This window comes from Azonexus sp. R2A61 (assembly GCF_021401135.1).
Lineage (GTDB): Bacteria > Pseudomonadota > Gammaproteobacteria > Burkholderiales > Rhodocyclaceae > Azonexus.
The window spans coordinates 284317-301993 of sequence record NZ_JACBFO010000001.1; the positions used below are offsets into that span (position 1 = coordinate 284317).

Sequence of the window (17677 nt, forward strand, 5' to 3'; positions counted from 1 at the left end):
CATCACAATCCACCGGACCTCCGGCAAGCTGCGCTTGCCTGCGTCCGGTGATTTTCAACGTTAGATCTCATGGTCGCCTTCCCGACTGCCACGCGAAAATCAGCCTTCATTGCAGGCTTTTCCCTTGTCCTGTTTATTGCCTTACTCGAAACCCTAGGGAGTTTTGGCGTGTTTCTGAGCGGCAGCTCCGAAGAACAGCTCTTTCCTGTCGTCATCTTGTTTTTCTTTGTCAGCGTTCTGCTGTTCGTCATTGACGTTAAGAGCCTTGCCCCTAGCGAGCCAAAAACCAAAATCCCGTTGCTTTATTTCCCCGCCAACCGTGCAGGTCTCAATTTTCTACTCCGCGTCTGGGGCCGAATGCTTGTCTGGTTTCTGGGCGCTGCAACCGCGGCTGCTCTTATGGCATTCGGGCAATGGCTACTCAAATGAAATCTAACATTGCGGTCAAAGCCGCTCCCTCCGGTCGCTGGACGCTGCGCGATAAAGCTCCGCGCAGCGCCCCTTACCTAAAACGTTGGGCGTCATGAACTCTTATCTCAAAGTTGCCGCATCAAAGCTGAGAAAGGCCAAAAACGGTGCCTATCTTCGTCGCGCAATGTGGTTGTCATTTGAAGAACGTCTTCGGTCAGTATTCACAGAGATTGATAGCCGTGGTTTTGATGCGGACGAACTTGGGACCCTGTACCTATCGTCTAATCACTCGACAAATCCCGCCTACAACAAGCCTTGGGTATACAGGCACAACTCGCTAAATCAAGCGCAAATCTCCGTTGGTTGGAGACGATTGGGTGTTTGGCACACCATAGCCTCAGACAACTTGACTAACCCAAAGGAGGCTATGGAGGCGGGGGCAAGCATTTGCTTTTCTCAAGACATCACCGGGAAAGTGATGGTCTTGCTCTCACCATATAAGTCTGACCTTGCTAAAGTGAATGAGGAAAACTTCATCCTAGTATTTGGAGCGGAACCCAACGACTTAACAGAAAATGCTATTCGCGGTCTTATGAAGACGTTTTTTCGATATTGCGTTGCAACCAGCATGATTTCCGGTGGCAACTACCGTGACTATCTCTTTCGTCTGTGGCTAGGCCTTCGTGATATTCGAAATCGAAAGATTCAGAAGATTGCAGTCTTTCGTTTTTTCGAGCGAGTTCTACTCGTTGCTCTGGCAGCAGCGGGAGTGTGGGCCACTTTATTCACCGGAAACAAATGGCCATTTTAGCAATCACGCCCAACCCTACAGTCGAGCGGAGCTGCGCAAAAAGCCGCGCAGTCCGCTCACTTCCACGTTAGGCAGCATAGGCCGTGACTACTCCGCTCTATCCGACATTTCGTAAGCGCATCGAAGATGCGACGGAACGGATCATCCGAGATCAAGTAACTCCGTGGGCCTTTTTGACTGCTGGCCCTCCATTCAAGGTCAAGCAATTTAGCGCTCGGGAAATCTCATACCAGGGCATCGGCTTCGAGGGTTCCCCTCGAACAATATTCTGGAGCCGATATATTGATCCATTCTTGGAAGCCCTTGCTATCGAAGAAATCGAATTCGCAGTTGCATCCGCAAAGGAGCGGAGAATTGATGCAAGTCTTCTTCTCCCGGAGGTTCAAAGCTTGCTCAACGCCGCCGTTCAAAAGGTATTCCGGGAAATGGCAGAGATCGACCGCCGGTTGCTCGGAAAGGGCTTTCCAGAATCGGTGCCACTCCGTTCAACCGATGGAGAAGCTGACCAGCTCGGCGCGTTCATTGACGAACGAGTCCGGTGCGAACTTGCAATGTGGAAGCCGAGATCAACCGTCGAGGAGTGGTACGACCGAAACAAGTTCTGGGTGTGGGTGGTTGGAATCGTAGTCGGCGTGGCCGGCTTGCTCGTGAAGTTCCTCTAATGCTGCCCAACCCATCATTCGAGCGGACCTTGCGCGAAAAGCCGTGCAAGGCCGCTCAATTCAAACGTTGGGTACTTAACGCTACGCTATGACCGCCATCGCAATTTGGTGCAACCACGAGGTTCAACAAAGTCCGGGGCTCTGGGTCGCTGGCGACAGCCGCATCAGCGCATCACCAGAATCGGTCTTGATCGATGACGGCTCAAAGCTTTTCGCATTGCCAGTCATCTGTAGGTCACCGGGGCCGGATGGGTTCTTTTCGCATGTCAGTTATGCGCACTCGTTCGGCTATTGCTTTGCCGGCAGCACACTCATGGCGCAGAACACCTACCTCGCGCTTATTCCACTACTGGGCAATCTCGTAGCTACAGCCAACTACGTTCCTTCACTGGCCGACGTGGCCAAATTTTTGTTTGCATACCTGAGTCGTACATTTGATGACTACAAGGCCCGCGTAGGCGAAATGGCCGTTTTCGAGGTTGCGCTGTTTGGTTTCTGCCATAGTACAGGTTCGCTTTCTGCATTTCACTTCAAACCCAAGATCGACAGCGGCACCTGCATGCTGGCCTGCAACGAACACCTCAATATGGGGGACAGAGACTTTCTGTACCTCGGAGATGCACAGGATCGAGTCACCAAACGCCTAACATCGGCATTTTCCAGTCAGTCAGTTCCCGGCAGGCCATTGAGCAGAATCCCGCGCTATGTCATTCAAGACTGCATCGACGACGAATCCTTTCCGCGTATTGGCGGGGAGCTCCAAATCGGAATTGCTGATGCCCTTGGCTTTCGCCCGCTCGCACTGTGCAAGCCCAGGACTTTGGGTCAGCCAGCCGCATACACCAGCTACCTTGGAAGAGAGCTAACTGAAGATCTCGCTTGGGTTGGTCAAGCTAAAGTTGGCTTGCCCGCATTGGCATGAACGCACCCAACCATTCGGTCCAGGGAACACCGGCGAACTGCGCTTGCCGGTTCGCTCCGGGCAGGGCCTTCGTCGGCCCATGAAGTTGAACGTTGAAGGCCCACTCTCTCAAGCAAACAGCTTCCGTTTCAGATCAATAGTCACCGCCCCCCCAACAAAAAAGCCAACCCGACCGGTTGGCTTTTTTACTTCGGCAGCGGATCGACCCTGCCTGAATTCTGTGGAGCGGGCGAAGGGAATCGAACCCTCCTCATGAGGCGGGTAAGGAGGTGGCCTCACGGCCACCCCCTCCCCTAAGAACCGTACGTGCAAGTTTCCCCGCATACGGCTCAAGCAACCCATAAGCACCCCTACTTGAACATTGAGGTACCGGCAGCAACTCCGGTTTTCTCCAAGACGTGGTGTTGCATGTGGCAATTCGGATGTAACAGAACCAGATTGGTCAGCTTGTCCGAACCTCGCTGAGATCGTTTGATTATGTGGTGAAGATGCCACCCAGTTTCTCTCGTGATCTTTTGATTGCAGACGGGGCAGTCACCTTCCTGCCACCACCACAACCAGCGAAGTTTGCGTCGTCCTTCCAGCGTCTTGTCCATCCGCTTTGCAAGCCGTTTGGAAAAATAGCTGTCGTACGTTGGATCGTATGGATTCGCTTCCCCCATGATCTTGATGTGGGGCCTTTTCAGGTATCCCGCCAAGACCGGTAGTAACTTGTCCTGATCCGCAAAAAGCCAGTCACGCCCCTTGAGGCATTTGAAGTAACGCTGTTTGATCCACCGCTTCCCCTTGTTCGGGTGACGACGGCACGCCCAGCGCCACAATGCTTGCCAGATTTGATGGTCGCACTTTGCAAACGTCCGGGATGCCATCTGACTTCGATGATAGTTGGCCCACCCCCTGATTACCGGGGTCAGCTTTTCGATCACCTCGATCTGTCTGGCAGCCTTTCTTTCCCGCAACAGGCTGCGGATTTTCCCCAGAAACGCCTTGATATTCTTTTTCGACGGCTGAGTGACCAGCATTCGATTGAACATCCTGACATTCCACCCCAAGAAGTCGAACCCCTCCGTCACATGTGTGATTTTGGTTTTCTTCTCCGAGAGGATGAGGCCCCGAGTGGCTAGGAATTTCTCCACCAAGGGTTTGACCTTCTCTTCCAGATACTCTTTCGAGCTACCCGTGATGATGAAGTCGTCCGCGTAACGCACCAGATTGACCTTTGCCGCACGCGCATCCCGCACTGTTCTGAACAGTGTGGTCAGCTCATGTTGCAGGCCATCCAGCGCCAAATTCGCCAAAACCGGGGAAATGATGCCTCCCTGTGGCGTACCTGCTTGCGTTGGGAATAGCCTTCCCGTTTCGATAAAGCCCGCTTTCAGCCATTTCCGAAGGATGCCCTTGTCCATGCAGACATTGGCAACCAGCCAGTCATGACTGATGTTGTCAAAACAGCCTTTGATGTCTCCTTCCAGCACCCATTTCGGGGAAGCTTTCCGGCCCAGCACGTTTCGCACTTGTTCGATGGCATCTGCCGTCGAGCGCTCACGTCGGAATCCGTAGGAATGATGATCGCCAGTTGTTTCAGCGACAGGCTCCAGCGCCAATAACTGCAGCGCTTGCATCGCCCGATCGCGCATGGTGGGTATGCCCAGAGGGCGTTTGTCACCGTTTGCTTTCGGAATGTAGATGCGACGTAGCGGTAACGGCTTGTATCTCTTGTTGCCAAGATCCACGACCGCTTTCCACTTCGCTTCCGGCGTATCCCAGGTTTGTTTATCCACACCTGGAGTTTTCCGGCCTTGATTCTCCGTAACTCGCCGAACTGCCAGCGCTTTCGCGCTGCTGGATTTAGTCAGGAGTCTCTGCAAGGTGCGAACCTTCCGCCACTCCCCTGCTTTTGCTGCCTTCGCAATACGTGTCTGTAACCTCGCGACAACTTGATAAGCCTTGACCCATTGAATCTCGTGCCAAGACTGCCAAGCCGTAGAGGCGACATCGCAATTTAACTGCGTTGCGTCCATATCAACCTCCGGTTGTATGGAGCGGGCGAAGGGAGTCGAACCCTCGTCTCTTGCTTGGGAAGCAAGGGTAATAGCCGTTATACGACGCCCGCTCTGAACCTTTGGAGGAAGACGCAACTTTTCCCCGGACGGGGATTGTAGCATCAACCCCCTCGGGTTAGCGATTACACAGACCCTTCTCACGAAGAGTCACCAGATGGAAGTCAGCACGCTTTCACGTCAGGGCAATCGTTTCATCCCCTATCCCTCCCATTACAGGAAGACATTCGCTTTTTCCATCCTCCTCTACCTGCTTAGGTAAAGCGACCCTTGCGGGGCGCCTTGTTCTTTCCGGTGTTCCCTTCCTTTGCACGTTGACGTGCAAAAGAGAGTATCCGGTTAGTTCTTGGTACGCATGCGCTTCCGGTTTTTCACACCTTGAGTTCATTACCGGCAGCGCTGCCGGCATTTAAAATCAAAGCATTACTAACTTTCTACACCTGGACCAATTACCAGACACGTAAGCAATAAAGTTCCCAATCCGTCTCACGACTAGTCAGGGTGTTATGGATTGCCTAATTGTTAAAGAACGCCTAATCAGGCTTACTGCGTTCCGAACCAGTAACAGAACTGGGAAGGCCTCGCTTTTCCACCGGTGATGCCATGTCAGCGTGTCCCCACCAAGCAGGGGGACAACCGATCACGTGCCTTTTGGCAGAGCCCGATACAACAAGTTGCGTTTGGCTCATCAAGCTTGACGGTGTTTAGCAGCGATTCACTTACGTTGGCCAACCAGCCCAGCCTAGCGCCTCAATCGAATGCAACTTTCGATATCACGCCAGAACCCCTCGCGGGGTATGGCGTACCCCTAAAGGTGGCTACATTGTCAGAGCGCTTAGCACCTCACCGTTACCAGTGACGCACTGCTCCTAGGCTACGGGGTGCTGAAACCCCGGTGCTGTCTATTTTCTTGCCCCTGCTACTCCGTTGTCTCCAACGGACGATCACAGGCCCTTATAGATAGCAGCACAATTACTTGTTCGGCATTCACCGACAAGGAACCCACCCGGGCGGGTGGATAAAGCGAGTCAAGATTCGTCAGAATTAAGCGTCTGACTGGGGACTCGTAAACCTTGCGATTCGCATCGCACGCTTGGGAAGCTCAGGTAATGCCACTATACGACGCCCGCTCGGGCGTGAAGGCGTGATTCTAAGCTCTGTCGGGCCGGGTTTCAATCAGCCTGACGGGCGGCCAGCAGTCGGTACTGGCCGGCGTGGAAGAGCAAGGGGGCGGCGTCTGCGTTTTCGCTGAAGCGTTCGACGCGGCCGACGAAGATGGTGTGGTCGCCGCCGGGGTGGGCGGTTTCGTTGAAGACTTCGAAGCTGGCGCAGCTGCCGGCGATGACCGGGGCGCCGCCGATGCCGGCCTGCCAGTCGAGGCCGGCGAAGCGGTCGGTCGGCCAGGTGGCGAAGCGGTTGGAGATGTCCTGCTGGTCGGCGGCCAGGATGTTGATGGCGTGGTGGCTGGCCTTGCGGAAGGCTTCGAGGTTGACCGAGCGGTTGTCCAGGCACCAGAGCACCAGCGCGGGTTGCAGCGACACGGCGGAGAAGGAATTGACGGTCAGGCCGATCGGGTGGCCGTCGGGGTCGATGGCGGTGACGACGGCGATGCCGGTGGCGAAGCGGCCCAGGGCGTTGCGCAGGGCGCGCGGGTCGGTTGGCGGTTGGCTGGTCGGTTGGCTCATCGCTGGGGTCGACGTGGAAAAACCCCGTATTATCCCGTCTCCCGTGCTTCACGTCGAGATGAAATTTGCCGCAAGAACAAAGCTTTGCCGAACGGCTGGTGGGCTGGCAGCGCGCCGCCGGCCGCCACGATCTGCCATGGCAGCGCACGCGCGATCCGTATCGCGTGTGGTTGTCCGAGATCATGCTGCAGCAGACGCAGGTGGCGACTGTGATCCCGTATTACGCGCGTTTTCTCGAGGCTTTTCCGGATGTGGCGGCACTGGCCGCTGCACCAGCCGAACAGGTGCTGGCGCTGTGGGCCGGTCTGGGTTACTACGCCCGGGCGCGCAACTTGCACCGCTGCGCGCAGCAGGTTGTTGCGGTACACGGCGGTTTTTTCCCGAAAACCGCGGCCGGGCTGGCGGAATTGCCCGGCATCGGCCGGTCGACCGCAGCCGCCGTGGCCGCCTTCTGCTACGCCGAGCGCACGGCGATCCTGGACGGCAACGTCAAACGCGTGCTGTGCCGAGTGTTCGGCATCGACGGTTTTCCCGGTTCGACGGCGGTCGACCGCAAGCTCTGGGCACTGGCGGAAACCCTGCTGCCGGAAGCGGCCGACGACATGCCGGCCTACACCCAGGGCTTGATGGACCTGGGCGCCACGCTGTGCACGCGCGGCCTGCCGCATTGCCCGGCCTGCCCGTTCGCCGACGTTTGCGTGGCGCGCCGCGATGGTCGCCAGCGCGAGTTGCCGGCGCCGAAACCGCGGGCGGCGGTGCCGGAGCGCGAATCGACCTTCGTGCTGATTGTGGCCGACAACCGCCTGCTGCTTGAACGGCGCCCGCCGGCCGGCCTGTGGGGCGGCCTGCTGGTACCGCCGGAAGGCGAGCCGGAGGCGGTGCTGGCGGCGCGCGGCTTGCTTGCGGTCGACCGGCGCGAATTGCCGTTTTTGAAGCACGCTTTCACGCATTTCCGGCTGACGCTGAAGCCGGTGCTGTGCCGCGTGGCCAGCCAGGGCAAGGCCGGGCTGGCCGAACCGGGCGGCGAGTGGATCGAGCTCGAACGGGCGGCGGAGGCCGGCGTGCCGACACCGATCCGCAAGCTGATCAGCCTGGTTGCCAACCCAGCGGATTGAGTCCCCAGCGCTCGAAGCTGTCGGCGGCGACGATGCGGCCGTAGTGATTGCCGACCCGGCGTGCCAGGTCGACGCGCACCGGCGCCACGTACTGACGGCGCCGGCCGTGGTATATCACCTTGACCACCGGCGCCAGCGGCTGGTCGCTGTGGATTTCCTCGACCACCGCCAGATGGCCGCTTTCCAGCATGACCAGGGTGCCGACCGGGTAGACGCCCAGCGTGCGGATCAGCCCGGCAACCAGCGCCGGATCGAACTGCCGGCCGCCTTCGCCGTACAGCTGGCGCAGCGCTTCGGTGGGCGACAGCGCGGCGCGATAGGGACGTTGCGACGTCATCGCGTCGTAGGTGTCGACGATGGCCGCCAGCCGGCCGGCCAGCGAGATTTCGTCGCCGCGCATGCGGTAGGGGTAGCCGAGGCCGTTGTAGCGTTCGTGGTGTTCGAGCACCACCGCCACCGACGTCTCGGGCAGGCTGGAGGTGGCTTCGAGCACGGCCAGCCCTTCTTCGACGTGGCTCTGGACCAGTTCGTATTCAGATAGCGACAGCAGGCCGGGCTTGCCGATCAGCCGAGCGTCGATGGCGGCCTGGCCGATGTCCTTGAGCATCGTGCCGAGCGCCATTTTTTCCAGCTCCGGCGCGGCAACGCCCTGCTGCCGGCCGAGCGCGATGATCAGCGCGGCGGTGGCCACGGCGTGTTCGGTGGCGTAACGGTCCATCTGCTTGAGGCGGGCCAGCGGCACCAGCGCATCGGGATTGCGCACCACCGATTCCATCATCTTGCCGACGATCGGCTCCAGCCGTGCCGCTTCGACGCTGCGCCCGGCGCGGGCGGCCAGCGTCAGTTCGTCGAGCATCAAGGCGCCTTCGCGGATCAGTTTGCCGGAACGCCGACGCTCTTCGCCCAGCGACACCTTGGGCACCGCACTGGCACGCTTTTCGGCAATCGCCCGCCAGCCGACGTCGTCGAAACGCGGCCGCGACGGCGGCGGCGGCAGATCGCCGCCACGATCGGTATCGATGCTGACCTGTTCGATGCCGGCCGCCACCAGGCGACGGATGTGCTCGGCGTCGCGCACTTCGAAGCGGCGACGCCACAGCAAGTGGTCGAGCCACGGCTTGTGCAGGTCCACGACATACATGCCGGGCTGCAGTTCGCCGATGCGGATGGTACGGATCACGGGGCGGGCCGGCTGCGGTCGACGGCGCTCAGGGCTGTTTTTCGCCGGCGCGGGCGTCGGCTTCCGCCTTGCGTTTGGCCCGCTCGGCATCGTGCGCCTCGACCTTGCGCCGGTGCGCGGCTTCGCGCTCGGCCTTGGCCCTGGCACCTTCGTCGGCCTTCAGCGCCTTGTCTTCGCGCGCCTGTTCGCGACGCGCCTCGTCGGCCACGCGGCGGGCTTCGACCTCGTCGACGCGGGTGGCCCGCTCGGCGTCGCGCACCGGCGCCTCGGCCGCCCGCTGCGCTTCCTTGGCAGCGAAACGCTCGCGCCGCACCTCGCGCTCCTGCAGGGTGCCTTCCAGTTCCTGGGCACGGGTCGCGCGGCGCACCTCGACCTGTTTGTCGCGCGCCTTGTCGATGCAGCTGTTGACCAGGAATTTCTTCTGGCAGGCCAGGCGTTCGGCTTCGTATTCCGCGTCGGCCGCCTGCTGGCGCTTGACTGCCTCGGCCTTCAACGCACCAGCCCGTTCCAGGCGGGCGTTCCAGTCGGCCTCGCGGGCCGCGTCGTCGGCCAGGGCCGGCGTCGCCAGGCAGCAGGCGATCAGCCCGGCAACCACTGATAGGGATCGATGTTCCATTTTTCGTAACTTTCAAAACTGGCGATGCGGTCCTGCTGGAATTTCGACAGATCGATGATTTCCGGCGGAATGTAGTGCTTCTGCCCGGTATGGTAGAAAACCCGGACCACCGGTTCGAGCAGGTTGCCCTCGTTCTGTTCGAGCACGACGCCGAGCCGCTTGCTGTCCAGCATGACCAGCGAACCGCTCGGGTAGATGCCGAGCGAGCGGACGAAAGCCTGCACCAGCTGCGGGTCGAAGTGGTGGCTGCTCCATTCGAGCAGTTTCTTGAGCGCCTGCGTCGGCGGCATGCCCTTGTGGTAGACGCGGGCCGAGGTGATCGCATCGTAAACATCGACGATGGAGGCCATCTGGCCGTACAGCGAGATGCCGGCACCACCGAGCGCGCCGGGATAGCCGGAGCCGTCGAAGCGCTCGTGGTGCTGGCCGACGACCTGCAGCGCGATCTCGCTGACGCCGCCCGATTCCTGCAACAGCAGTACGCCTTCGTCGACGTGCCGCTTCATGTGCGTAAACTCGTCCTCGTTGAGCTTGGCCGGCTTGTTCAGGATGCGCTCGGGAATGCGCGCCTTGCCGACGTCGTGCAGCAAACCGCCGAGCGCCAGCTGGCGGATCACCGCCTTGTCCAGTTTCATCGAGCGGCCGAAGGCGACGAGCAGCGCGCAGACGCCGACCGAATGCTGGAAGGTGTAATCGTCGTGGTTCTTCAACCGGGCCAGCGGCAGCAGCGCGTCCTGGTTGCGGAAGATCGATTCGACCATGCCGTCGACCAGCGGCTCGACGCGCTCGACTTCGATCTGCTGGCCGAGCCGGATGTCGTCGAGCATGTTGCGCACGATCTTGTGCGCTTCGCCCTGCAGCCGGCGGGCGCGTGCCGCTTCGTCCTTGAGTTCGACCTGGATCGGCCGGTCGGATTTCTTCTGGGCGATTTCCTGCAGGCGCCGCTCGAGTTCGGCATTGACCTCGCTCTGGTCGCGCCCTTCCCACAGGTCGGCGCCCTTGACGGTGTCGATGTAGAGCTCGCGGATACCGAGCTTGATGATCTTGTCCACGGTCGCCATGTCGCGGACGTGGAAGGCGTTGGTCAGGAAGGGGTGATCGAGCCAGCCGCAATTGAGATCGGAGATGTACATCCCCGGTTTGAGCTGGTCGGTGCGAATCTGCTTGATCATGCGGAGAATTCTAGCAGCCCGCCGTTATAATTCGCCCCCTCATGATTGCCTTGCGCCAACTCACTTTCGCCCGTGTCGGACGACCGCTGGTCGTCGATGCCAGTCTGCAGATTCATGCCGGATGGAAGGTCGGCGTGGTCGGCGCCAACGGCTGCGGAAAATCCAGCCTGTTCGCGCTGCTCGCCGGCGAACTGCATGCCGAATCCGGCGATCTCGAAATGCCGCCCAACTGGCGGCTGGCCCGCGTTTCGCAGGAAACGCCGGGATTGCCGACGCCGGCGCTGGAATTCGTGCTCGACGGCGACGCCGAACTGCGCAGCGTCGAGGCCGAACTGGCCGCCGCCGAAGCGGCCGGCGACGGTGAGGCGATCGGCCGGCTGCACGCCCGCTACGCCGACATCGACGGCTATTCGGCCAAGGCCCGCGCCGCCGAAGTGCTGCACGGGTTGGGCTTTTCCGACGCCGATTTTGCCCGGCCGGTGGCCGATTTCTCGGGCGGCTGGCGGGTTCGCCTGAACCTCGCCCGCGCCCTGTCCTGCCGCGCCGACCTGCTGCTGCTCGACGAACCGACCAACCACCTCGACCTCGATGCAGTGCTCTGGCTCGAAGGCTGGCTGAAGACGACACCGGCGACGCTGCTGCTGATTTCGCACGACCGCGATTTCCTCGACGCCGTGGTCGGCCAGATCATCGCCATCGACCAGCAACGGCTGAACCTGACCAGCGGCGGTTATTCCGATTACGAACGCGCCAAGGCGGCGCGGCTGGCCACCCAGCAATCGGCCTACGAAGCCCAGCAGCGCGAAATCGCCCACCTGACGCGTTTCGTCGAACGCTTCAAGGCCAAGGCGACCAAGGCGCGCCAGGCGCAGAGCCGGGTCAAGATGCTCGAACGGATGGAAATCGTCGCCGCGGCGCATGTCGACTCGCCCTTCCATTTCAGCTTCCGCCAGCCGGACAGCCTGCCCGATCCGCTGCTGGTCGTCGAAAATGCCGGCGCCGGCTACGTCGACCGCAAGATTCTGGAAAACCTGACGCTGACGCTGCGTCCGGGTTGCCGCATCGGCCTGCTCGGCCGCAACGGCGCCGGCAAGTCGACGCTGATCAAGCTGCTGGCCGGCGCCGTCGCGCAACAAGGCGGCGAACGCAAGGAAGCCAGGGCGCTCAATATCGGCTACTTCGCGCAGCACCAGCTGGAGCAGCTGCGCGAGGAAGAAACCCCGCTGTGGCACATGCAGAAGCTGGAGCCGCTGACGCCGGAACAGGAACTGCGCGACTACCTGGGCGGCTTCGATTTCCGCGGCGACATGGCGACGCGCCCGGTCGGTCCGTTCTCTGGCGGCGAGAAATCGCGGCTGGCGCTGGCCCTGCTGATCCGCACCCGGCCGAATCTGCTGCTGCTCGACGAACCGACCAACCACCTCGACCTCGAAATGCGCGAGGCGCTGGCCTTCGCCATGCAGGATTACGAGGGCGGCATGGTCGTCGTCTCGCACGACCGCCACCTGCTGCGCAGTTGCACCGACGAGTTGCTGCTCGTCGACAACGGCCGCGCCACGCCTTTCGACGGCGATCTCGACGACTACGCCGACTGGCTGGCCGCCCAGCGCAACGCGGCCAAGGCACCGCAGGCGGAAGCCGTCGCCGACAAGGCCGAGCGCCTGCAACAGCGCGCCGACGCCAAGGCCAGCCGGCAGGCGCTGCTCGCCGAGCGCCGCAAGCTGAGCAAGGAAATCGAGAAGATCGACCGTGATCTGGCCAAATGGCACGAAGAAAAGGCGGCACTCGACGCGCAGTTCGCCGATCCCGACTTCTATGCTGCGGTCGACCGCGCGAAAAGCGAAGAAATGCACCGCCGCGCCGGCGAACTGGGCGAGCAGATCGATACGGCCGAACTGCGCTGGCTGGAACTGCACGAGGCACTCGACGCGCTACCTGCGGTCGACTGAGCCGAAACGGGAAAAAACCGGGAAAGCCCCGGTGACGATCGGGTAAAATCGCCGTTTTTTGGCCGTTAGCCGGAGTTGACCGTGAAAATCGTCTGCCTTGACCTCGAAGGGGTGCTCGTCCCCGAAATCTGGATCGAATTCGCCGAGCGCACCGGCATTCCGGAACTCAAGCGGACGACGCGCGACGAGCCGAACTACGACACGCTGATGACCTATCGCCTGAACATCCTGCGCGAGAAGAAGCTCGGCCTGCCGGACATCCAGAAGGTGATCGCCGAAATGGGCCCGATGCAGGGCGCCCGTGCCTTCCTCGACCAGCTGCGCGAGGATTACCAGGTCATCATCCTGTCCGACACCTTCTACGAATTCGCCCATCCGCTGATGCGCCAGCTGGGCTGGCCGACGCTGTTCTGCCATTCGCTGGAAGCCGACGCCGCCGGCATGCTGGTCAATTACCACCTGCGCATGCCGAACCAGAAGCAGGAAGCGGTCAAGCGCTTCAAGGAACTGAACTTCACCATCGTCGCCGCCGGCGATTCGTACAACGACACGGCGATGCTCGGCGAAGCCCACGGCGGCATCCTGTTCCATCCGCCGGAAAACGTCGTCCGCGAATTCCCGCAATTCCCGGTGGTGCGCGACTACGACGCGCTGCGTACCCAGATTGATCTCGCTTTCGCCAAGGCCGCCTGACCGCCATGCATCGCGACCGGTTCTACACCCTCTCCGCCTCCTGCCCCGACCAGGTCGGCATCATCGCCCGCGTCACCGGCTTCATCGCCGAGCACGGCGGCTGGATCCTCGAATCGAGTTTCCACGCGGACGAGGTCACCGGTCGCTACTTCATGCGCATCGAGATCAAGGCCGATTCGCTGCCCTTCCTGCTCGCCGAATTCCGCGAGCGTTTCGGTCGGGACGTCGCCGAACCGCTGAGCATGCACTGGCGGATCGCCGACAGCGCGGTCAAGAAGCGCGTCGTGGTGATGGTTTCCAAGCAGGAGCACTGTCTGTACGACCTGCTGGCGCGCTGGCAGTCGAAGGAACTCGACATCGAGATTCCCTGCGTCATCTCGAACCACGACACCTTCAAGGGTTTCGTCGAGTGGCACGGCATTCCGTTCATCCACGTGCCGGTGAACAAGGACAACAAGGCGGCCGCCTACGCCGAAATCCAGCGCATCTTCGAGGATGTGCGCGGCGACACGATGGTGCTGGCCCGCTACATGCAGATCCTGTCGCCCGAACTGTGCGACGCGCTGGCCGGCAAGATCATCAACATCCACCACAGCTTCCTGCCCAGCTTCGTCGGCGCCAAGCCTTATCACCAGGCCTACGAACGGGGCGTCAAGCTGATCGGCGCAACCTGCCATTACGTGACCAGCGAGCTCGATCAGGGACCGATCGTCGAACAGGACGTGATCCGCATCGACCATTCGGATTCGCCGGACGACATGGTGCGCTACGGCAAGGACATCGAGAAAACGGTCCTGGCACGCGGTTTGCGCTACCATCTTGAAGACCGTGTACTGGTGCACGGCAACAAGACGATCGTTTTCCGCTGATGGTGATTTCGCGCAAGGACTCCCTGCTACTCGTCGTCGATCTCCAGGAAAAGCTGGCGCCGGCCATCTTCGAAGGGGACGACATCATTCGCAACAGCGTCCGGCTGCTTGAAGGTGCGCGCCGGCTCGGCGTGCCGGCCTTCGTTTCCGAACACTACGTCAGCGGCCTCGGGCCCAGCGTACCGGCGATCCGCGCGGCTGCGGTCGACGCCCGGATTTTCCCGAAAACCCATTTTTCGTGCTGGCGCGAACCGGAAATCCCGGCGCTGCTGCGCGCGGCCGGCCGCCGCCAGATCGTGCTGACCGGTGCCGAGACGCACGTCTGCGTGCTGCAGACCGCGCTCGACCTGCTGGCCGCGGATTTCGACGTGTTCATGGTGGCCGATGCGGCATCCTCGCGCACGCCGCTCAACCGCCAACTGGCTTTCGAGCGCCTGCGTTCGGCGGGTGGCCAGGTCGTCAGCAGCGAAATGGTGCTGTTCGAATGGCTCGAACGCGGCGGCACCGATGAGTTCCGCGCACTGTTGCCGCTGATCAAGTAAGACCCGCCCCCTCTCTTTTTCTGCCGACTGCCGCCGTGCCGCGGTCGACACCCTTTTTGCCTGAAAAACGCGGTCGACCGCATCATCCGCGAAAATTCGTCGCCCCAAAAAAAGCGGGCACCCGAAGGTGCCCGAAGGGAGAGAGACTACGATTCCGTTTAGTGGTGGTAGGCGCTTTCGCCGTGGGAGGTCAGGTCGAGACCTTCGCGCTCCTCGTCTTCCGGCACACGCAGACCGATCACGATATCGACGATCTTGTAGGCGATGAAGGAGACCACACCGGACCAGACGATCGTGAAGAGCACGCTCTTGATCTGGATGATGACCTGGGCACCCATCGAGAAGGTGTCCGGGGTCAGGCCGCCGGTACCGCCCAGGCTCTGGGCAGCGAACACACCGGTCAGGATGGCGCCGACGATACCGCCGACACCGTGCACACCGAACACGTCGAATGCGTCATCGGCACCCAGGATGCGCTTCAGGCCGGAAACACCCCACAGGCAGACCAGACCGGCGATCAGGCCGAGGATGATCGAGCCCATCGGGCCGACGAAACCGGCCGCCGGGGTCACGGCAACCAGACCGGCAACGGCACCGGAAACGGCACCCAGCACCGAGGGCTTGCCCTTGAACAGCGCCTCGCCGGTGATCCAGGAGAGGGTGGCAGCACCCGTGGCCAGCACGGTATTGACGAAGGCCAGACCGGCGATGCCGTTGGCGGCGCCAGCGGAACCGGCGTTGAAGCCGAACCAGCCCACCCACAGCAGGGAAGCACCGACCATGGTCAGCGTCAGCGAGTGCGGGGTCAGCGATTCCTTGCCGAAGCCGATGCGCTTGCCGATCACGTAGGCACCCACCAGACCGGCAATACCGGCGTTGATGTGAACCACCGTACCGCCGGCGAAGTCGAGCGCACCGTCGGCGCCGAGCAGACCGCCGCCCCAGACGATGTGGGCCATCGGCACGTAGGAGAAGGTGAACCAGATCACCGAGAACAGCATCACCGCGGAGAACTTGATGCGCTCGGCGAAGGAACCGACGATCAGGGCGGTGGTGATGGCCGCGAAGGTGGATTGGAAGATCAGGAAGACATATTCCGGGATGGTGGGCAGGACGCCGGACAGGGTGTCGGGCGTGATGCCGGCCAGGAACAGCTTGGACAGATCGCCGAAGAACTTGCCTTCACCGGAGAACGCCAGGCTGTAGCCGTAGATGCACCACAGCACGGTGATCAGCGAGAAGATCACGAAGACCTGCATGAGCACCGACAGCATGTTCTTGCTGCGGGCCAGGCCGCCGTAGAACAGGGCCAGACCGGGGATGGTCATCAGGATGACCAGCATGGTGGAAGTCAGCATCCAGGCGGTATCGCCGGTGTCGAGCTTCGGTTCGGCAGCCGGCGCAGCAGCTTCGGCCGGTGCTTCAGCCGGGGCAGCGGCAGCTTCGGCGGCGGGAGCGGCAGCAGCGGCGCCCGAAGCGGTTTCGGTGGCGACAGCCGCCGGGGCAGCCGCCGGTTCGGCGGCCTTTTCTTCAGCCCAGGCCGATGCGCCGAATGCAACGGCGCCGACCAAGGCCAGCATAGCGAGGACACGTTTCATGTCGGAACTCCTTACAGGGCGTCGCCACCGGTTTCACCGGTGCGAATGCGGATGACTTGTTCGAGGTCGAAGACGAAGACCTTGCCGTCGCCGATCTTGCCGGTGCTGGCCGACTTCTCGATGGCTTCGATGACCTGGTCGAGCTGCTCGGACTTGACGGCAGCCTCGATCTTCACCTTGGGCAGGAAGTCGACGACATATTCGGCACCCCGATACAACTCGGTGTGGCCCTTCTGCCGGCCGAAACCCTTCACTTCGGTAACCGTGATGCCCTGCACGCCGATGGCGGACAGCGCTTCACGCACTTCGTCAAGCTTGAACGGCTTGATGATGGCGGTAACGAATTTCATGGGAGGTTCCCCTTTGATGGTTCAAAACTTTTAATTTCCCGCCGGCGCCGGCCGGGTCGCCGGCGGGAAAGATCGGAATGTCTTAGAACGACTTCGAGACGGACAGAACGGCGGTTGCCTTGCCGGCGTACTTCTGATGGCCGCTATTCACATTGGTGAAGGTGTAGACCGAACGCTTGGCATCGGTGTCGATGTACGACAGGCCGAACACGAAGCCGCCGATGTCCTTGGTCACGCCCAGCTTCCAGTCGGTGTAGTCGTTGGCCGAGTAGTTGTTGACGTCGGTATAGCCGACGTGGCCATTGACGCCCCAGCCGGAACCGAGGTCATAGTTGGCCGACAGGTCGTAGTAACCGGTGTGCTTGGAATTGACCAGGTCGAAGTAGTCGGTCAGCGCGTGCGAGTACTTGAACGACAGGAACTTCCAGGAAGCACCGATGTACAGTTCGAAGTTGTCGACTGCATCGCTCTGCCCCTTCAGGTTGTTCGAACCCGGGTAGTAGTAGTACAGGCCGCCGACGTCGATGCCGAAGTCGCCGAAGGACTTGCGATAGCCGCTGTAAACGTCCATTTCGAGGTTGCCGTCCTGGAAGCCGGCGTATTCGCTGACGTTGGAGTTCCAGTTGCCGACATAGAAGCCGCTGGCGTGGGAGTAGTCGAAACCACCTTGAATGGCAGCCTTGCCGAAGGTCTGGTCGATACCGCGGAAGCGATAGTTCGACACCAGCGAGACGTTGGCGGTGAAGGTATGCGCGCTCTCGGCTTCCTGGGCGACGGCAACCTGGACGGCGGCCGGAGCAGCGAAGGCGCCGACGAGGGCCAGGGCGATCAGGGACTTCTTCATAAGGTTCTCTCCTGTACGGAAGTAGTTGATAAAAGGAATTTGTGCAGCACAACATAGCAGAAGCTGTGCCAGCATGTATTTCTTTTTAAATTCATGCAACTAGAGAGAACAATTAAAACTGCGCACCGACATGGCGCACCAAACAAGTGCGGTCACAGACTGTTACGCACCAGCGGCGAGCGGCAAAAGGCAAAATCC

At 61.0% G+C, this 17677-nt stretch carries 17 protein-coding genes and 1 tRNA gene; 9 read left to right on the plus strand and 9 right to left on the minus strand.

The features are described from left to right. Window positions 1–69: 69 nt before the first annotated feature. The 4 genes from L0962_RS01440 (at window position 70) to L0962_RS01455 (ending at window position 2806) form a co-directional block, all read left to right on the plus strand. Window positions 70–429: a hypothetical protein gene (locus tag L0962_RS01440; RefSeq protein ID WP_234082899.1), complete on the plus strand. Its 360-nt coding sequence runs from the start codon at window positions 70–72 to the stop codon at window positions 427–429. A gap of 94 nt (window positions 430–523) precedes the next feature. After that, entirely contained in the window at window positions 524–1222 is a 699-nt protein-coding gene (locus tag L0962_RS01445) for a hypothetical protein (RefSeq protein WP_234082906.1), read from the plus strand. A gap of 83 nt (window positions 1223–1305) precedes the next feature. Then, a complete protein-coding gene (locus L0962_RS01450) occupies window positions 1306–1884 on the plus strand; it encodes a hypothetical protein (RefSeq protein ID WP_234082912.1) in 579 nt (192 codons plus the stop codon). 88 nt (window positions 1885–1972) lie between these two features. Continuing rightward, window positions 1973–2806 (plus strand): hypothetical protein, encoded by an 834-nt coding sequence (locus L0962_RS01455; RefSeq protein WP_234082919.1) that lies wholly within the window; start codon window positions 1973–1975, stop codon window positions 2804–2806. A 350-nt stretch (window positions 2807–3156) separates the two neighbouring features. On the opposite strand, the gene ltrA is transcribed toward L0962_RS01455, so the two are convergent. The 3 genes from ltrA to L0962_RS01470 form a co-directional block, all read right to left on the minus strand. Further along, window positions 3157–4827 carry a group II intron reverse transcriptase/maturase gene (ltrA, locus tag L0962_RS01460; protein ID WP_234082922.1) on the minus strand — a complete coding sequence of 557 codons (1671 nt, stop codon included), beginning with the start codon at window positions 4825–4827 and terminating at the stop codon, window positions 3157–3159. A gap of 17 nt (window positions 4828–4844) precedes the next feature. Further along, window positions 4845–4919: transfer RNA gene (locus L0962_RS01465), tRNA-Gly, on the minus strand. Between the two features lie 1119 nt (window positions 4920–6038). Next, window positions 6039–6551: a flavin reductase family protein gene (locus L0962_RS01470; RefSeq protein ID WP_234082925.1), complete on the minus strand. Its 513-nt coding sequence runs from the start codon at window positions 6549–6551 to the stop codon at window positions 6039–6041. A gap of 65 nt (window positions 6552–6616) precedes the next feature. Here L0962_RS01470 and mutY point away from each other — a divergent pair, with 65 nt between their 5' ends. Further along, window positions 6617–7666, plus strand: coding sequence for an A/G-specific adenine glycosylase (gene mutY / locus L0962_RS01475; RefSeq protein ID WP_234082928.1), 1050 nt, complete (start codon window positions 6617–6619; stop codon window positions 7664–7666). Here the strand turns inward: mutY and L0962_RS01480 are convergent. The 3 genes from L0962_RS01480 to L0962_RS01490 are packed head-to-tail and all read right to left on the minus strand — an operon-like array spanning window position 7638 to window position 10634. Beyond that, window positions 7638–8846 carry an HD-GYP domain-containing protein gene (locus tag L0962_RS01480; RefSeq protein WP_234082930.1) on the minus strand — a complete coding sequence of 403 codons (1209 nt, stop codon included), beginning with the start codon at window positions 8844–8846 and terminating at the stop codon, window positions 7638–7640. The two genes, mutY and L0962_RS01480, sit on opposite strands and share 29 nt — an antisense overlap. A gap of 28 nt (window positions 8847–8874) precedes the next feature. Next, window positions 8875–9462, minus strand: a complete 588-nt coding sequence (locus L0962_RS01485; RefSeq protein ID WP_234082933.1) for a hypothetical protein — start codon at window positions 9460–9462, stop codon at window positions 8875–8877. After that, window positions 9426–10634, minus strand: coding sequence for an HD-GYP domain-containing protein (locus tag L0962_RS01490; protein WP_234082936.1), 1209 nt, complete (start codon window positions 10632–10634; stop codon window positions 9426–9428). The genes L0962_RS01485 and L0962_RS01490 overlap by 37 nt, the downstream gene beginning before the upstream one ends. Window positions 10635–10675: 41 nt before the next feature. Here L0962_RS01490 and L0962_RS01495 point away from each other — a divergent pair, with 41 nt between their 5' ends. The 4 genes from L0962_RS01495 to L0962_RS01510 all read left to right on the plus strand — a co-directional run bounded on the left by L0962_RS01495 (window position 10676) and on the right by L0962_RS01510 (window position 14687). Further along, complete coding sequence (locus tag L0962_RS01495; RefSeq protein WP_234082939.1) at window positions 10676–12583, plus strand: ATP-binding cassette domain-containing protein; 1908 nt, start codon at window positions 10676–10678, stop codon at window positions 12581–12583. A gap of 81 nt (window positions 12584–12664) precedes the next feature. After that, window positions 12665–13276 (plus strand): bifunctional phosphoserine phosphatase/homoserine phosphotransferase ThrH, encoded by a 612-nt coding sequence (gene thrH / locus L0962_RS01500; protein WP_234082943.1) that lies wholly within the window; start codon window positions 12665–12667, stop codon window positions 13274–13276. 5 nt (window positions 13277–13281) lie between these two features. Beyond that, the gene (gene purU / locus L0962_RS01505; protein ID WP_234082946.1) at window positions 13282–14145 is read left to right on the plus strand and encodes a formyltetrahydrofolate deformylase; all 864 of its coding nucleotides are present in this window, start codon (window positions 13282–13284) and stop codon (window positions 14143–14145) included. Beyond that, on the plus strand, window positions 14145–14687 hold the full coding sequence (locus L0962_RS01510) for a hydrolase (RefSeq protein ID WP_234082949.1): 543 nt from the start codon (window positions 14145–14147) through the stop codon (window positions 14685–14687). Before purU ends, L0962_RS01510 begins: the two co-directional genes overlap by 1 nt. 158 nt (window positions 14688–14845) lie before the next feature. Here L0962_RS01510 and amt read toward each other — a convergent pair whose 3' ends face one another. The 3 genes from amt to L0962_RS01525 all read right to left on the minus strand — a co-directional run bounded on the left by amt (window position 14846) and on the right by L0962_RS01525 (window position 17479). Further along, complete coding sequence (amt, locus tag L0962_RS01515; RefSeq protein WP_234082952.1) at window positions 14846–16285, minus strand: ammonium transporter; 1440 nt, start codon at window positions 16283–16285, stop codon at window positions 14846–14848. An 11-nt stretch (window positions 16286–16296) separates the two neighbouring features. After that, a complete protein-coding gene (gene glnK, locus L0962_RS01520; protein ID WP_234082967.1) occupies window positions 16297–16635 on the minus strand; it encodes a P-II family nitrogen regulator in 339 nt (112 codons plus the stop codon). An 82-nt stretch (window positions 16636–16717) separates the two neighbouring features. Then, window positions 16718–17479 (minus strand): TorF family putative porin, encoded by a 762-nt coding sequence (locus L0962_RS01525; protein ID WP_234082971.1) that lies wholly within the window; start codon window positions 17477–17479, stop codon window positions 16718–16720. Window positions 17480–17677 lie beyond the last annotated feature (198 nt).

Coding starts and splice junctions, on each gene's coding strand:
- L0962_RS01440 (WP_234082899.1), top strand. CDS start 70: ATGGTCGCCTTCCCGACTGCCACGCGAAAATCAGCCTTCATTGCAGGC.
- L0962_RS01445 (WP_234082906.1), top strand. CDS start 524: ATGAACTCTTATCTCAAAGTTGCCGCATCAAAGCTGAGAAAGGCCAAA.
- L0962_RS01455 (WP_234082919.1), top strand. CDS start 1,973: ATGACCGCCATCGCAATTTGGTGCAACCACGAGGTTCAACAAAGTCCG.
- ltrA (WP_234082922.1), bottom strand. CDS start 4,827: ATGGACGCAACGCAGTTAAATTGCGATGTCGCCTCTACGGCTTGGCAG.
- L0962_RS01470 (WP_234082925.1), bottom strand. CDS start 6,551: ATGAGCCAACCGACCAGCCAACCGCCAACCGACCCGCGCGCCCTGCGC.
- L0962_RS01485 (WP_234082933.1), bottom strand. CDS start 9,462: ATGGAACATCGATCCCTATCAGTGGTTGCCGGGCTGATCGCCTGCTGC.
- L0962_RS01490 (WP_234082936.1), bottom strand. CDS start 10,634: ATGATCAAGCAGATTCGCACCGACCAGCTCAAACCGGGGATGTACATC.
- L0962_RS01495 (WP_234082939.1), top strand. CDS start 10,676: ATGATTGCCTTGCGCCAACTCACTTTCGCCCGTGTCGGACGACCGCTG.
- purU (WP_234082946.1), top strand. CDS start 13,282: ATGCATCGCGACCGGTTCTACACCCTCTCCGCCTCCTGCCCCGACCAG.
- L0962_RS01510 (WP_234082949.1), top strand. CDS start 14,145: ATGGTGATTTCGCGCAAGGACTCCCTGCTACTCGTCGTCGATCTCCAG.
- amt (WP_234082952.1), bottom strand. CDS start 16,285: ATGAAACGTGTCCTCGCTATGCTGGCCTTGGTCGGCGCCGTTGCATTC.
- glnK (WP_234082967.1), bottom strand. CDS start 16,635: ATGAAATTCGTTACCGCCATCATCAAGCCGTTCAAGCTTGACGAAGTG.
- L0962_RS01525 (WP_234082971.1), bottom strand. CDS start 17,479: ATGAAGAAGTCCCTGATCGCCCTGGCCCTCGTCGGCGCCTTCGCTGCT.